Raw genomic sequence first — 13,936 nt, 5'->3', positions numbered from 1 at the left:
CCCGTGAGGCCCATACGGAACGCTTACGATCCTCAGCGTGTCCAAACTGACCGACGTGCCCAAACGGATCCTGATCGGGCGGGCGCTGCGCAGCGACAAGCTGGGAGAAACGCTCCTCCCCAAGCGCATCGCACTCCCCGTCTTCGCGTCCGACCCGCTGTCCTCGGTGGCGTACGCGCCCGGAGAAGTCCTCCTGGTGCTCTCCATCGCGGGCGTGTCGGCCTACAGCTTCAGCCCCTGGATCGCGCTCGCCGTCGTGGTGCTGATGTTCACGGTCGTCGCCTCGTACCGGCAGAACGTGCACGCCTACCCGAGCGGTGGTGGCGACTACGAGGTCGCCACCACCAACCTCGGCCCCAAGGCCGGCCTGACCGTGGCCAGCGCGCTGCTGGTCGACTACGTGCTGACCGTCGCCGTGTCGATCTCCTCCGGGGTGGAGAACCTCGGGTCGGCGATCCCGTTCGTCGTCGAGCACAAGACGATGTGCGCGATCGCGGCCATCGTGCTGCTGACGCTGATGAACCTGCGCGGCGTCAAGGAGTCCGGCAAGCTCTTCGCCATCCCCACGTACCTCTTCGTGGCCGGCGTCTTCATCATGATCGCCTGGGGCGCGTTCCGGGGCCTGGTCCTCGACGACACCATGCACGCCCCGACCTCGGGCTACGAGATCAGGCCGGAGCACCAGGGGCTGGCCGGCTTCGCGCTGGTCTTCCTGCTGCTGCGGGCCTTCTCCTCCGGCTGTGCCGCCCTCACCGGCGTCGAGGCGATCAGCAACGGCGTGCCCGCCTTCCGCAAGCCGAAGAGCAAGAACGCCGCCACCACCCTCGCGATGATGGGCCTGCTGGCCGTCACCATGTTCTGCGGCATCATCGGCCTGGCCATGGCCACCGACGTGAAGATGGCGGAGAACCCGGCCAAGGACCTGATCGACCACGGCGTCCCGGTCGGTGCGAGCTTCGTCCAGGACCCGGTGATCTCGCAGGTCGCGGCCGCCGTCTTCGGCGAGGGCACGTTCCTCTTCGTCGCCCTCGCGGCCGCCACCGCACTCGTCCTCTTCCTGGCCGCCAACACCGCGTACAACGGCTTCCCGCTGCTCGGCTCGATCCTCGCGCAGGACCGCTACCTGCCCCGGCAGCTCCACACCCGCGGCGACCGGCTCGCCTTCTCCAACGGCATCGTGCTGCTGGCCGGCGCGGCGATCCTGCTGACCTGGGTCTACGGAGCGGACTCCACCCGCCTCATCCAGCTCTACATCGTCGGCGTGTTCGTCTCCTTCACCCTCAGCCAGACCGGCATGGTCCGGCACTGGAACCGCCACCTGGCGACGGAGAAGGACCCGGCCAAGCGCCGCCACATGATGCGCTCCCGTGCGATCAACACCTTCGGGGCGTTCTTCACCGGCCTGGTCCTCGTCGTCGTGCTCGCCACCAAGTTCACCCACGGCGCCTGGGTCGCCCTGCTCGGCATGGTGATCTTCTACGGGACGATGACCGCGATCCGCCGGCACTACGACCGGGTCGCCGAGGAGATCGCCGCCGACGAGACCCCGTCCGACGAGACGATCCGGCCCTCCCGGGTCCACTCGATCGTCCTGGTCTCCAAGCTCCACCGGCCCACGCTGCGTGCCCTCGCCTACGCCAAGCTGATCCGCTCCGACCGGCTGGAGGCGCTCTCCATCAGCGTCGACCCGTCCGAGACCAAGGCGCTCAAGGACGACTGGGAGCGGCGCGGCATCGACATCCCGCTGAAGATCCTCGACTCCCCGTACCGCGAGGTGACCCGCCCGGTCATCGACTACGTGAAGGGCCTGCGCCGGGAGAGCCCGCGCGACGTCGTGAGCGTGTACATCCCGGAGTACGTGGTCGGCCACTGGTACGAGCACCTCCTGCACAACCAGAGCGCCCTGCGCCTCAAGGGGCGGCTGCTGTTCACCCCGGGCGTGATGGTGACCTCCGTGCCGTACCAGCTGGAGTCCTCCGAGGCGGCCAAGAAGCGCGCCAGGAAGCGCGCCGAGTGGAACGCGCCGGGCTCGGTGCGCCGCGGTCCCGTGGAGCGCAGGCCCAAGGAACCCGGCAGCAAGGTCTGACCGCTCCTCCCCGCCCCACGCGTGTTCCGCTCGTGGTAAACGGCCGGACGACACCCACGTAGAATCGTAGGTTGTTGTCCGGCCGTTCCTCTTCGCCGTCCCGCCCCGTCGTTTCCCCCCGCCGTTTCCTCTTGAGCTCTGGAGCCACCCCCTCATGCAGAACGAACCCACGTCGTCGCTGGTCGGGGAGGAGTACGAGGTCGAGGTCGGCCCCGTCGCACACGGCGGGCACTGCATCGCCCGTACCTCCGAGGGCCGGGTCCTGTTCGTACGGCACACGCTCCCCGGCGAGAAGGTCGTCGCCAGGGTCACCGAGGGCGAGAGCGACTCCCGCTTCCTGCGCGCCGACGCGGTCCGGATCGTCGAGGCGTCCAAGGACCGGGTCGAGGCGCCCTGCCCGTACGCCGGTCCCGGCAAGTGCGGCGGCTGCGACTGGCAGCACGCCAAGCCGGGCGCCCAGCGCCGCCTCAAGGGCGAGGTCATCGCCGAACAGCTCCAGCGCCTCGCGGGCCTCACCCCCGAGGAGGCGGGCTGGGACGGCACCGTCATGCCGGCCGAGGGCGACAAGCTCCCGGCGGGCGAGGTACCGGCCTGGCGCACCCGCGTCCAGTACGCCGTCGACGAGGACGGCCGGGCCGGCCTGCGCAAGCACCGCTCCCACGACGTGGAGCCCGTCGACCGCTGCCTGATCGCGGCCCCCGGCGTCACGGAGCTCGGCGTCGAGAAGCGGGACTGGCCGGGAATGGCCTCGGTGGAGGCCATCGCCGCCACCGGCTCCCACGACCGCCAGGTCATCCTCACCCCGCGCCCGGGCGCCCGCCTCCCGCTCGTCGAGCTGGACAAGCCGGTCTCCGTGATGCGCGTCGACGAACGCGACGGCGGCGTCCACCGGGTGCACGGCCGTGCCTTCGTCCGCGAACGCGCCGACGACCGCACCTACCGGGTCGGCTCCGGCGGCTTCTGGCAGGTCCACCCGCAGGCCGCCGACACCCTCGTCCGCGCCGTCATGCAGGGCCTGCTGCCCCGCAAGAACGACACCGCCCTCGACCTGTACTGCGGCGTCGGCCTGTTCGCCGGCGCCATCGGCCAGCGCATCGGCGAGAAGGGCGCAGTCCTCGGCATCGAATCCGGCAAGCGCGCCGTCGAGGACGCCCGGCACAACCTGAAGGACCTGGACCGGGTCCGCATCGAACACGGCAAGGTCGACCAGGTCCTCCCGCGCACGGGCATCACCGAATGCGACCTGATCGTCCTCGACCCGCCCCGCGCGGGCGCCGGCAAGGCCACGGTCAAGCACCTGGCCTCCCTCGGAGCCCGCCGCATCGCCTACGTGGCCTGCGACCCGGCCGCCCTGGCCCGCGACCTGGCGTACTTCCGGGACGGCGGCTACCGGGTACGGACCCTGCGGGCGTTCGACCTGTTCCCGATGACGCACCATGTGGAGTGCGTTGCCATCCTGGAGCCGGTCGCGAAGGGCTCCTGACCTGCGGTTTTGCGTGTGCGCATTATGTGCGGTGTGGGCGTTACGGGCGATATCTTGACGCTGAAATGACGCTCGTGACGCTCATTTGACGCTCGTTCTGATGGGTTGTCAGGAGCACGTTGGGCAGGTCAGGCGGCGTCAAGCCTGCGAGTGACGATGCAACGCCAAGGGCTGGTGACGCTCAATCCAGAGTCGCCGGGTCCTGCAGATCAGATGTCGCGGAAGAGACCAGCCAGCGCGGTGACCTGCCGCGATGAGTGGCTGGTGGCTGCTGACCTATGCGAATGGCCATTCAGCTGTTTCATGTTCGTCAGGTTGACGGGATCGGAAGTCCCAGAGGGCTCCCACTGCTGACGGATGCTGCGCGACGCCCTGACGGACCAACGTGCGTCAGGGCGCGCACGTAGCACGCAATGCGCATGGGCGAAGTGGCGAGGCCGGTGCTGAGGATGCGCTCCAGAGCGTGTGGCATTCCGTTGTGCCGGGGTTTGCGACGGCGGTGCGGACTATCGCGGGTAGAAGCCGGTGATGCGGTAAAGCTGTTGCTGGTAGTGGACTCGGAAGCCCATGACCCACTCCTCGGACAGGTCGTCTACGACGATCAGCCGTGGGTCGGTGCGAGCGGTGGGGCGGTGTAGGGGCATGGCTACCGGCACTGGACACTCGCCGAACACACACTGGGCGTGGAAGGCCGGGGTGGTCACTATGCGTCCCACCAGCGGACCGGTGGGGTGGTACTCGGCGGGCAGCTGTTGCAGGAGGCCGTCGAGTTCGATCGTGACGGTGCGGTGTCGCTGGCGGAGGAGGAGGTAGAGGGTCATAGCGCCACTGCCTGGTGGCCCGCGAGCGGGAGACCGTAGCGCATCCATGACTGGAGGGAAGCCGCGGTGTGGATCTGGCCGGTGCCCGTGGCACGGTATCCGTCGAAGGTCCAGCCGGTCACCTCCAGGAAGGTGCCCTGTCCGGTTCGCAGATCGAACTCAAGGTTGAGGAAGATGGGGCGCTTGGAGATGGCGAACCCCTGCCAGGCCCGCTCCCAGCGTAACAGTGTGCCGAACTGTGGGTCGCTCCAGACCATCAGGCGCCGCGAGCGGTGAGCGGCACGGCAATCCAGGAACCACAAGTCGGCGTGCGCTTCCCGGCCGGCGACTTCGCCGGGGGGAAGCGGGCGGGCTTGTACCTCAGCCCGCTTGCCGCAGCGTAGTTGGCAGTCGGCGCGGCGGTTGCCGAGGGGAATCTCGGTGGCCACACCCCAGCCCTTGATCTCCTTGTGCCAGGCAGACTCGGTCACAGGGCACCTGCGTAGCGGAGGAGTTCGGCGTCGTCCTCGTCCAGGCCGAGGGCCTGCGGCCCGACTTCCGTGAGCAGGTCTGCGACGGTGAAGATGCCGGGGAGGTTGTCGATGCCGGCGATCAGGCGGTCGTAGCGTTCAACCAGGGCGATGATGCGGTTTCCGCGGGCTCGGTGCCTTTTTGCTCCTTGAGTGGACTCCTTGGCCTGCTGGTCGAGCCGGTCGGCCTCTCTGAAATCGCGTTCGGCGAGTGGGGGAAGAACGTCGATGATGCGGTCGAGGTCCTGCAACACGAGTTGCCGGGCGGTCTTCTCCGTCAGTTCGCCGCCCTCGCCGAGCACGACCTTCGCGACGACCCTTTCGTCGGTGACTCCGGCGCGTGGACCGGGAACGCTCGCCTCGTCCGGGCCGGTGGGGGTGGCACCGCAGCCGGGGCCCTGAAGGGTCGGTTCGGTGGGCGTTGGGCCGGGCGGTCCGGCCATGGCAGCGATTCGGATCTCTTTGGTGACCTTGTTGAAGGACGTGGTGCACATCGACTTCACCGCGCGGTCGAAGACCGCGTGGTACTCGGCCGACAGCACCTTGACCTTGGATCGGACGATCCCCTGAAGCCGGGCAAACTGCTCATTCTCGCTCCCGCCGGCGAGGATGCAGCGGAGGGCTTCACGGTCGAGGACGTCGCGCACGGTGTTCGAATAGCGGCCTGCGGCGCTGGGCATGGATTTCTACTTTCCTGTCAGGAGTCGGATGGTACGGGGTCGCTGTTGCAAGACCCGGTCGGCCCAGGAAGTGACCGAGTCACGGATGGACTCGACGGACTCCCACACTTCGGGGTCGTTGACGTTCGCGAAGTCCTCAGGACCGAGCAGCAGGATTTCCCTGGCCTTGTGGGCCAGGCCGAAGTAGCGGATGGTCCAGTCGGCGTGCGGGTCGCGTTCGTCACTGCCGATGAGCTCGTCGAGCAGGGCTTCGTCCGGGCTGGGAGCCGGTCGCATCTGTGCGCGGACATAGCGGGCGACGCCCTTGTCCTTCAGGACCTCCCGCACTGCAGGTTCCCGCAGCACGGCCAGCACCGCCGCCGGACTCTTCGTCAGCTCGGCCAGGAGCGCCTCCCGGACCTCTTCTCGGTCGAGCTGCGCAACAATCTCGCCGGGCGGTTCCGCTCCGGCCGCCAGGCTCAATGCCCTGCGGTACTGCGCCGCATCCAGAGCCATGGGCCATCCCGCCCGTTCCGCGCTGTCGAGTCGTTCCAGCAGCAAACTGACACGTCGGGAACGCTCTTGGGAGTCGGTGACGCAGGCGGTGGTCACGCACCTCCATGGGACCTGGACGGCAGAGGCGAGCAGACGTTCGCGCAGTGCGGTTCCCGCGAGGCGGGTAACCCGCAGGTATCGCTCCAGTGTCTCTGTCGCGTACCCGAGCTGCTGGGCCAGCTGCTCCAAGGCGAGGCTTGCGCCTGGAGGCGACCCGTCGGTGATTTCGGCGCAGACGTCACCGAGGCCGAAGCGAGCCGCCAGCTGTGCCCGGGAGGCCCGGAGGTCCGTCTCGGCGAAAGTTCTCGCGCGTCTGAGCTGATCGTCGGTGTAGCCGGGATCGGTAATCCCGCCCGGCTTGATCCATACGTTCTCCATGGCCGAGGACCGTAGGTGGTCCCAGCTGCCGCAGGAGCGGCGTATCCCCGGATCGGACCAGGCGAAATCTCTTCGACGACGAAGATTGCAGAACCGTGTGTTAGGCGCCGTACCGGGGAGGCAGCCGTTTGACTGGTAGCACCGTATGCCTCGAATCTGCACGTCGTCGTAGTCGGATTTGCAGCGAGGCGTACAAGATGAGCACGAGCCCGAGCTTTCCCCTGGGCCGGGATTACCCGTCAATTCCCGAAGGAGACCTGCCAGACGGCCTGCTGGCTCTCTTCGACCTCACCGAGGCCGAGACCGAACTGATCCTGAAGAAACGCGGGCCGCAGAACCGGTTGGGCTTCGCCATCCAGCTCACCTGCCTGCGGTCCCTGGGCCGGCTCCCCAAACCCCAGGAGATTGCTTCCCTGCCGCGACCGGTCGTGGAGCACCTGGCGACCCAGCTCGACATCAGCGACGGCATGGCGGTCTTGTCCGTGTACGGCGCGCACGACGGGCTGACGCGGCGGCATGCGCAGGAGATCAGGTCGGTATGTGGCTGGAAGCCGTACAGCAAGGGCGAGGCCGCACTGAAAAGCATGGTGATGTCCCGCGCCACGTTCACGGAGGAAGGAGTCAAGGCCCTCCTGCGGCGCGCAATTGACTGGCTGCGGAAGCAACGTATCGAGCTGCCCGGCGAGCGCACTCTCACCGACCTGGTGCGATCGGTACGGGCGGAAGCCGACCAAGGTATGTGGCAGGCGCTCTTGGCCCCGTACGCTGACCAGCTGTCCGAACTCGATCGGCTGACGGCAGTCCCGGATGATGAACGAAAGTCGCCGCTGGCCGAGATGCAGCGAGGGCCCGGCAAGCCCGCCTGGGCGAACCTCGTGCGCGCCATCGAGCGGAACAACGAAGTCCTCTCTCTAGAACTGCAGCCCGTCGACACCCGGGCCTTCTCCCCGCGACGCCTTTCGCATCTCGCCCGGTTCGCCGCAGACCAAGAGACGCAGAGGATGAAGCGGCGCGCCGCGACCGTCGCAGCAGTGGGCCGCCTTACCGAGACTGCTGCGGACGACGCGGTCGACATGCTGGTGCACTTGATCGCCAACGACCTCATCGGACGAGCGCGACGCAAGACCGAGAAGGAGCGTTCCGCGATCTTCCCCGACCTGGCCCATGCTGCCGCTGTCATGAGGGAGGTAGGCAAAGACCTTCTCGACGCGAGGCACGAACAGGTTGACACTGCGACGGGAGAGATCATCCCCCCTGCGGCAGACACCTTGACGGTGCGCGAATTCCTCGACCAACTCGAGGATCTGCCCGCGTTCGAGGCAGCCGTTACGGTGGCCGGCGAGCTGGCCCCCGCGGCGGGATCGGACTCAGAGGAGGCTCGCCGCGCCAAAATGATCAAACGGATCGATCTCCTGAAGACCTACCTGCCACACATCGTCGGAGGGCTGCCGTACCGGTCCGGCACACAGGAAGCCAGACATGTGCTGGACGCCCTGTGGTCTTTGACGGACCTGATTGCCCGACCCGCGATCAGCCGCGCCGAGGTCGATGAGCGCTTGTTGACCGGGTCCTGGAAAGAGCTGGCGCTCTACGCGCCGCACCTGGCGCCCGATACGGTCGACACCGCCGCCTACGCGTTCTGCGTGGTGGAGAGGTTCTACTCTCGCCTCCTGCGGCGTGAAATCTTTGTCGAGGGGGCATCGAAGTGGGGTAACCCGGAAGCGGGCCTGCCGTCGTCGGCAGAGTGGGCGGCGTTGCGGGTCTCAGTGGCCAAGAGCTTGGGGCTTCCCTTGGATGCGGTCGCCCACTTGAAGCGACTGGGCCACGAGCTCCACACCAAGACCCATGCGATCGCAGAGCGCCTGCCGAAAGACCGACAGGTCGAAGTCGGTGACGGCGGTCGGCTCGTCCTGTCCACGGCACCTCTTTCGCCAGATCCCAGGCTGCGCAAAGTGACCGCGGAACTCGCGGGCTGGTTGCCCAAGGGCGACCTTCCCCAACTCATTCTGGAAGTCCTCACCTGGACCAAGGGCACCGAGGTGTTCACGACACCAGGCGGATCGACCCCACGCCAACGCGACTTTGACATCACTCTGTCCGCCGCACTGGTCGCGCTCGGCTGCAACGTCGGTGTCGAGGCCGTCGCCAGCAACTTCCCTGCCCTGGACCGAAGGCACATCACCTACGTCATCGACAACTTCCTGCGACCGGACCGTCTGGAAACACTGAACCACCGCCTGCTGACACGGCAGTCACAGCTTTCTGTTGCCGCCACATGGGACGGCGGCCACATGGCATCCGTAGAGGGCCAGCGTATGGTCGCGCCCCCGACCGCCATCAAGGCGCGCCTGTCTGCCCACGGCACCGCCCACGTCACCCACCTCACTCTTCTGTCGGATCAGGCCATGGGACTCACGGATAAGGTCGTTGCCGGATCCGTCCACACCTGCCTGCACGTGCTCGACGTCCTCAACGACCGACGCACCAGCGCCCTCAAAGCCACCAGCACCCAAAATGAGAACCGCCAACGGAAGATCGTCGCCGAGGCCGGGCCACACCAAGAGATCATCTTCGGCCTGCTCGCGCTCTCCGGCTACACCTACACCCCCACAGCCGCCGACGTCACCGGCATGACCCTCGCTCGCATGGACACCGCCTCTGGCGAGGACTATGGCCCCCTGCAGCATGCCACCCGCAACAAGATCGACTCTGCACTCATCGAACGAAACTGGGACGACATGCTCCGTCTCGTCGGAGCTGTCCACCTCGGTCGTGTGCGATCCGCGGACGCGATCCGCATGGTGGTCCGCAACGGCACCCCCACCCCCTTGGGTAAGGCGCTCGCCCACTACGGGAAGATCTTCAAGACCGCACACATCCTGGATCTCATGGACAACCCTAACTACCGCCGTCAGATCGAAACACAGAGCCTCCGCCACGCCCAACGCCACGAGCTGGCCGCGAAGATCTATCACGGTACCGAAGACCGCATCCACCGCTACCAGACCGGCATGGAGGAACAACTCAGCGCACTCGGACTGATCGTCAACATGGTGGTGCTCTTCAACACCGCCTACATCGACCTGTTTCTTCAGAAGAAGGCCAGCCACCTGCGGCCCGTTCCCGACGAAGTCGTCAGGAGCTTGTCCCCCTTCCTCTATCGGCACATCCACATGAAGGGCCGATACGCCTTCGAGATGCCCGAACTTTCCGACAGCTCCATGCGGGCCGTCGAAGACCTGGACGAAGGCCCTTACGACGTGACGGACGACAACCTTGGCGCCAACTGACCTGCGGCGGGTCTGCATGTCTCCCGCAGCACGGCGTCACCAGTCCGCGAGCGACACGGCAGAGGAGCGGCGAATGCGTCACCTCTCGGTCGCTCCGCGCTTTCTCTTCTTTGCGCGTTCGACCACGGCAACCAGGGATCCCCTCTGAGCTGCACCGATGGGGCCTATCACACGGTTCAGTAACTTTCGGCGTCGTAGGGCTACGCCCGAGCATCGCGCCCGGAACTCGCGGTCAACGCAGCCGGAGGCGTCGCAGGACCCGGAAGTATCCGGCAGGTCGACCGCGAAGCCATCAACACTGCTGCAAGTCTGTCTACGGCGCTTCATGCTCCGTGGGCATGCGGATTACGTGTGTGTTCGCCGGGTCCCGCGGTACCGGAACGGCCTGGGTGCTGATGACCTGGGTGCCCGTGGCCTGAGCAGCGTTTGCCAGGTCTCGCAGGACGTCGTTGATCACGGTGTTGCCGATGCCCTGCTGGTATGGGTTGTCCAGGAGCAGCAGGCCGGGGAAAGCGGCTTCTTCGTCGAGGTCAGATGCCAGGAAGAGAGTGGCGTAGCTGTAGGCCAAGAAGAAGAGCACCTTTGTCTCTGCCCCAAGGGCTTGATCCCAGGGGCGGGTGCCGACGTAAAAGGTGAGGTCACTGTCATTGATGGTGATGGCGCCCTTGACCCAGCCACGTTCACGGTAGCGGTGAAGAAATTCGTTCATGCGCTCGGCGAACACGGCGCATCGTTCGATAGAGGTGAGCGAAGCCGTGGTAACGGTGGCTGGCTCTTGGTCGAGCGCGTCGACGGCTTGTTGTGCAGCGGTGACGGCCTGACTGGCTACCAAGCGGCGTTGTAGGATTTCCTCGATAGCGGGAAAGGCTGTCATCTTCTGTTCGAGCTGGGCGATCTGGCCGGCCAGATTCTCGAGAGTGGCCATGAAAGGCGCCAGCTGCGCGGCGCGTTGTTCATTGATGCGGTGCGCGAGTCGTGTCTGTTCCTCTTGAAGCTCCGCTCGGCGGGCGCGGGCTGTGTGCAGATCGACGGCAGTGCGGGCGGTGACGTCTTCGAGGTCGGCGAGTTCCGACTTGAGTGACCGGATCTCCACTTGTGCCCGCCGGCGACGCTGGTCGTCGTTGACCGGTTGGAAGCACAGGTAGCAGGCGCTCTCGTCGTGCTCTCGGTGTGGGTTGACCCGTTGCTCGCACGCCGGGCATAGCCGTACGGGGAGGGCGTCGAAGATCTCCACGGAAGCGATGAGGCGTTCCATGCGGGTTACCTCGGAGGTGACCGTCTGGGCGGAGTAGGCGTGTTCGCTGCCGAGTTGTTCGAGCGCGACGACTTCGTCCACTGCGAGTTGCAGCCGCCTGGATATGTCTTCGTACAAGCTCGTCAGGGACGAGTCGTATCCGGCTGCCGTCTCGGTAGTAGACGTTCCCTGCAAGAGGCTGTTGATTTCCTGCGTCAGTTCGTGACGTCGTTGGCGAACCCCGTCGAGTTGGGAAGTGACCTCTTCCCGTGCGGCCGCTACTTGGTCGAGGGCGCGGGCGATGGGGATGCCGAGCCGTTCAGAGATGGCGGTGACGGCCTGCAAGGTGCTGTCCTGCACGTCGCGCTCTACTGTCTGGGCTACGGCAAGGCGCCGCTTGGCCTGGGCGACGGCGAAGTCCTTGGTGTCGTAGCGGGAGCGGGCGAAGCCGAGGAGCATGCTGACGACGCCGCGCCGGATGAATTCCTGTTCCTTGTTGGCGAAGGTCGTCCAGGATTCCTCGTTGCGATAGAAGTGGCGCAGCAGATTCCGGAAGGAAAGGGGCATCAGTTCACTGGCTGTGGCCGGGTGGAGGCCCTTGGGTATGCGCAGGTTGGGCCAGCCCAGTTCGCGCAGGATCCAGTCGGAGAAGTCGGCGTCGGTCAGCTCGTCTCCGTCGACGTACACCTTGTTCATGCGCCCGTGCTGGAGGAGACGGGTCAGGACGCGAGGGTGGCCGTTGAGCCGTATCGCGGTGGAGACCTCGATGTACTCGTCGGATACGGCGGCGCCGAGAGCATCGATCATCCCGCCACGGTCGCCGAAGCAGTAGTCGATGATCTTCAGCGTGGTCGTCTTGGAGCTGTTGCGTGGGCCGCTGAGGATGTTTAGCCCGCCGGTTCCGAAGGCGTACTCGTCGATCTCTGCGGTGTTGTGGACGAGTTTGACGGAGTCGATCCTGATCCCGCGGTCGGGGTGGGCGGTCACGGGTTTTGTCATGGCCGGATCTCCTGCCGGAAGGGCGCGTTGCCGACCTCGTCTGGGAACAGGTCGTAGATCAGGTTCTTCAGGTCAGTACCCGACATCGCAGCCAGATTTCCTCGCATGGCCTGACAGCGCCGCACGAGTGGCTGGAACTGGGCCGCCTCGGTGAGGCGTTGTGCGGTCCTCTTGCCGGCGGCTTTGAGTTTCACTCGTTCAACCCGGTGGCTTGTGATGGTCACGAGGTCCCTGGCAACGAGGAAGGCGAGGAACTGCCGGTAGCGCTGGTCCCAGGGCCCGTAGCGGTAGCGGATCATCGGTGCCTCGACCTCGGACGAGTCGGGGGCGAGAAACGCGGTTTCGGTATCGACGGCTTCCGGCATCGCGGTGTGGGCCCGCTCCAGGAATCCTGGGTAGCGCACGAAGAAATCAAGCTTGGCGAACTTTGTCCGTCCCTCGATGTAGGGACCGGGCTCCTCACCACAGAGGTAGATGAGCAGCAGCAGCCGTGTTGCGTGAAAGTCGGGGGAGTCGTCCGGGTCCCAGGCGCGATACGGCGGGGGCACCGCGCTGCTGCCGATCTTATGAGGCATCGGCGTACCTGTTCAGGCAGCGTGCCGTGATGTCGGAAAGCACTGCGTGGGCCTCAGCGAGGGTGAACTGCCGGCTGGTCACCTCGGGCAGCTCGCTCACCGCCACCAGCGTCTCGAAGTACGCCGCCGAGCCGGCGTCGAGACGTCCGGCGCGTCGCTTCGCCATCGTGAGTGTGCAGATGGCGTTGATCTGATCGGCCAAATTGTCGTACGCGCGGCGCCGGGTACCGACACTGGCGCGGTAGGTCCGTCGGTAGGCGAGCATGGCATCGTGCTGGGCTTCCGCCTCGGGCTCAGGTATTTCGGCAGCCCGCAGCTTGAACTTGAGTTGCATCAACAGTTCGGTGGAACCGTCTCGCCGTCGCCCAGTTGCTCTGCGCACGCTGTCGTCCAGGGCGCGGCCGAACTCGTCCGCAGTGAAGGTTTTCGGTCGCAGCTCAAGTGCGCTGCGGGCTATGTACCGGGAGATCAGCCAGATCATGACCTCCTCGACTTCCTCGTACAGCGGCTTCTCGCCCAGGCATGCTTCCACCAGTGGTGCCAGTCTCGTCATGGCCTCGGCCTCGACCTGGTCGATGGTGCGCGCCTCCACCAGAACGTCCAGACGGTCGACACACCACCCGATGTCCCTGCTGTCCGGCAGTTGTATCCCTACGAGTCTCCTGACGATGTCCGCGCGGGCGGACGCGCTTACAGGGCCGCGAGGACGATCACGTTCCGCGACAAACTCATAAAGGTCCCGCTGAGGCGTCTCGTTGACGATGAAGGTGAACCGAGTGCCGTCCGGCAGCGGCTTGCCCAGAAACAGCTTGCCCAGGTAGCTGCTGTCTGCGGCCTTCTTCTCCTCCGGTCGGCAGACGTTGGCGATACTGTGGCGCGTCCCGGCTTCCTCGATCGTCTTGACCTGCCGGTACACAGGTGCGCCGTCTCGATGACACAGGATGTCCTCCAGGTCCTCCCACGAGATCGCCGTCCACTGCCCCTCAAGCATGTCCAGGCAGTCCAACAACGTGACGGCATCCTGATATGCGAACCCCCGCCTGCTCCGGCGACCGCCGTCAGCAGGCGCGAGAGTCACGGCCGCCTCGTGTGCACTGGCCCACGGCACTGGACCTTCGATTCACGGCAAAATGGCCTGCACGCACAGTTCCCCCCAAAGCCACTTCGGAGCATGCAGTAGATCACCGTGTCACCCAGAACAGCAACGGTCGTGTAGAAGGGACTGCTGCAGGGTTGGGTGACAGCGGGGTTTACTGATCATTTCAGAATGAGATCGGTGTGTTGGCTTGGCAGTTGAGTGTTGTGTCGGCAGGATCTGCTGGGTGTCTGCTGATCTTGTGCCTGATG

General features: G+C 66.0%; 10 protein-coding genes. 3 read left to right on the top strand and 7 right to left on the bottom strand.

The genetic code is table 11. From position 1 onward, the window contains the following. Positions 1 to 37: 37 nt before the first annotated feature. On the top strand, positions 38 to 2,086 hold the full coding sequence (locus ACFYW1_RS26365; protein WP_388998055.1) for an APC family permease: 2,049 nt from the start codon (positions 38 to 40) through the stop codon (positions 2,084 to 2,086). 154 nt (positions 2,087 to 2,240) lie between these two features. Continuing rightward, the gene (locus ACFYW1_RS26360; protein WP_388998052.1) at positions 2,241 to 3,569 is read left to right on the top strand and encodes a class I SAM-dependent RNA methyltransferase; all 1,329 of its coding nucleotides are present in this window, start codon (positions 2,241 to 2,243) and stop codon (positions 3,567 to 3,569) included. A 506-nt stretch (positions 3,570 to 4,075) separates the two neighbouring features. Here ACFYW1_RS26360 and ACFYW1_RS26355 read toward each other — a convergent pair. From ACFYW1_RS26355 to ACFYW1_RS26340, 4 genes are read right to left on the bottom strand one after another with little or no spacing between them, the layout of a single operon-like run. Then, on the bottom strand, positions 4,076 to 4,390 hold the full coding sequence (locus ACFYW1_RS26355) for a hypothetical protein (protein ID WP_388998049.1): 315 nt from the start codon (positions 4,388 to 4,390) through the stop codon (positions 4,076 to 4,078). Next, positions 4,387 to 4,860 carry a hypothetical protein gene (locus ACFYW1_RS26350; protein ID WP_388998046.1) on the bottom strand — a complete coding sequence of 158 codons (474 nt, stop codon included), beginning with the start codon at positions 4,858 to 4,860 and terminating at the stop codon, positions 4,387 to 4,389. The genes ACFYW1_RS26355 and ACFYW1_RS26350 overlap by 4 nt, the downstream gene beginning before the upstream one ends. After that, a complete protein-coding gene (locus ACFYW1_RS26345; RefSeq protein WP_388998043.1) occupies positions 4,857 to 5,579 on the bottom strand; it encodes a hypothetical protein in 723 nt (240 codons plus the stop codon). The genes ACFYW1_RS26350 and ACFYW1_RS26345 overlap by 4 nt, the downstream gene beginning before the upstream one ends. Before the next feature lie 6 nt (positions 5,580 to 5,585). Continuing rightward, entirely contained in the window at positions 5,586 to 6,491 is a 906-nt protein-coding gene (locus tag ACFYW1_RS26340) for a hypothetical protein (protein ID WP_388998040.1), read from the bottom strand. A gap of 197 nt (positions 6,492 to 6,688) precedes the next feature. Here ACFYW1_RS26340 and ACFYW1_RS26335 point away from each other — a divergent pair, with 197 nt between their 5' ends. Then, the gene (locus ACFYW1_RS26335) at positions 6,689 to 9,781 is read left to right on the top strand and encodes a Tn3 family transposase (RefSeq protein ID WP_388998037.1); all 3,093 of its coding nucleotides are present in this window, start codon (positions 6,689 to 6,691) and stop codon (positions 9,779 to 9,781) included. A gap of 313 nt (positions 9,782 to 10,094) precedes the next feature. Here the strand turns inward: ACFYW1_RS26335 and ACFYW1_RS26330 are convergent, their stop codons facing one another. The 3 genes from ACFYW1_RS26330 to ACFYW1_RS26320 are packed head-to-tail and all read right to left on the bottom strand — an operon-like array spanning position 10,095 to position 13,667. Continuing rightward, on the bottom strand, positions 10,095 to 12,014 hold the full coding sequence (locus ACFYW1_RS26330; protein ID WP_388998034.1) for a hypothetical protein: 1,920 nt from the start codon (positions 12,012 to 12,014) through the stop codon (positions 10,095 to 10,097). Then, on the bottom strand, positions 12,011 to 12,589 hold the full coding sequence (locus ACFYW1_RS26325) for a hypothetical protein (protein ID WP_388998031.1): 579 nt from the start codon (positions 12,587 to 12,589) through the stop codon (positions 12,011 to 12,013). The genes ACFYW1_RS26330 and ACFYW1_RS26325 overlap by 4 nt, the downstream gene beginning before the upstream one ends. After that, positions 12,579 to 13,667, bottom strand: a complete 1,089-nt coding sequence (locus tag ACFYW1_RS26320) for a dsDNA nuclease domain-containing protein (protein WP_388998028.1) — start codon at positions 13,665 to 13,667, stop codon at positions 12,579 to 12,581. Before ACFYW1_RS26320 ends, ACFYW1_RS26325 begins: the two co-directional genes overlap by 11 nt. Positions 13,668 to 13,936: the final 269 nt, after the last annotated feature.

The organism is Streptomyces sp. NPDC002669 (assembly GCF_042889165.1).
Classification (GTDB): Bacteria; Actinomycetota; Actinomycetes; order Streptomycetales; family Streptomycetaceae; genus Streptomyces.
This window is presented reverse-complemented; position numbering and strand designations above follow the sequence as displayed.

What these genes read in the sequence shown, in the direction of transcription:
- ACFYW1_RS26360 (WP_388998052.1), top strand. Translation starts at nt 2,241, where the DNA reads ATGCAGAACGAACCCACGTCGTCGCTGGTCGGGGAGGAGTACGAGGTC.
- ACFYW1_RS26355 (WP_388998049.1), bottom strand. Translation starts at nt 4,390, where the DNA reads ATGACCCTCTACCTCCTCCTCCGCCAGCGACACCGCACCGTCACGATC.
- ACFYW1_RS26345 (WP_388998043.1), bottom strand. Translation starts at nt 5,579, where the DNA reads ATGCCCAGCGCCGCAGGCCGCTATTCGAACACCGTGCGCGACGTCCTC.
- ACFYW1_RS26340 (WP_388998040.1), bottom strand. Translation starts at nt 6,491, where the DNA reads ATGGAGAACGTATGGATCAAGCCGGGCGGGATTACCGATCCCGGCTAC.
- ACFYW1_RS26335 (WP_388998037.1), top strand. Translation starts at nt 6,689, where the DNA reads ATGAGCACGAGCCCGAGCTTTCCCCTGGGCCGGGATTACCCGTCAATT.
- ACFYW1_RS26330 (WP_388998034.1), bottom strand. Translation starts at nt 12,014, where the DNA reads ATGACAAAACCCGTGACCGCCCACCCCGACCGCGGGATCAGGATCGAC.
- ACFYW1_RS26325 (WP_388998031.1), bottom strand. Translation starts at nt 12,589, where the DNA reads ATGCCTCATAAGATCGGCAGCAGCGCGGTGCCCCCGCCGTATCGCGCC.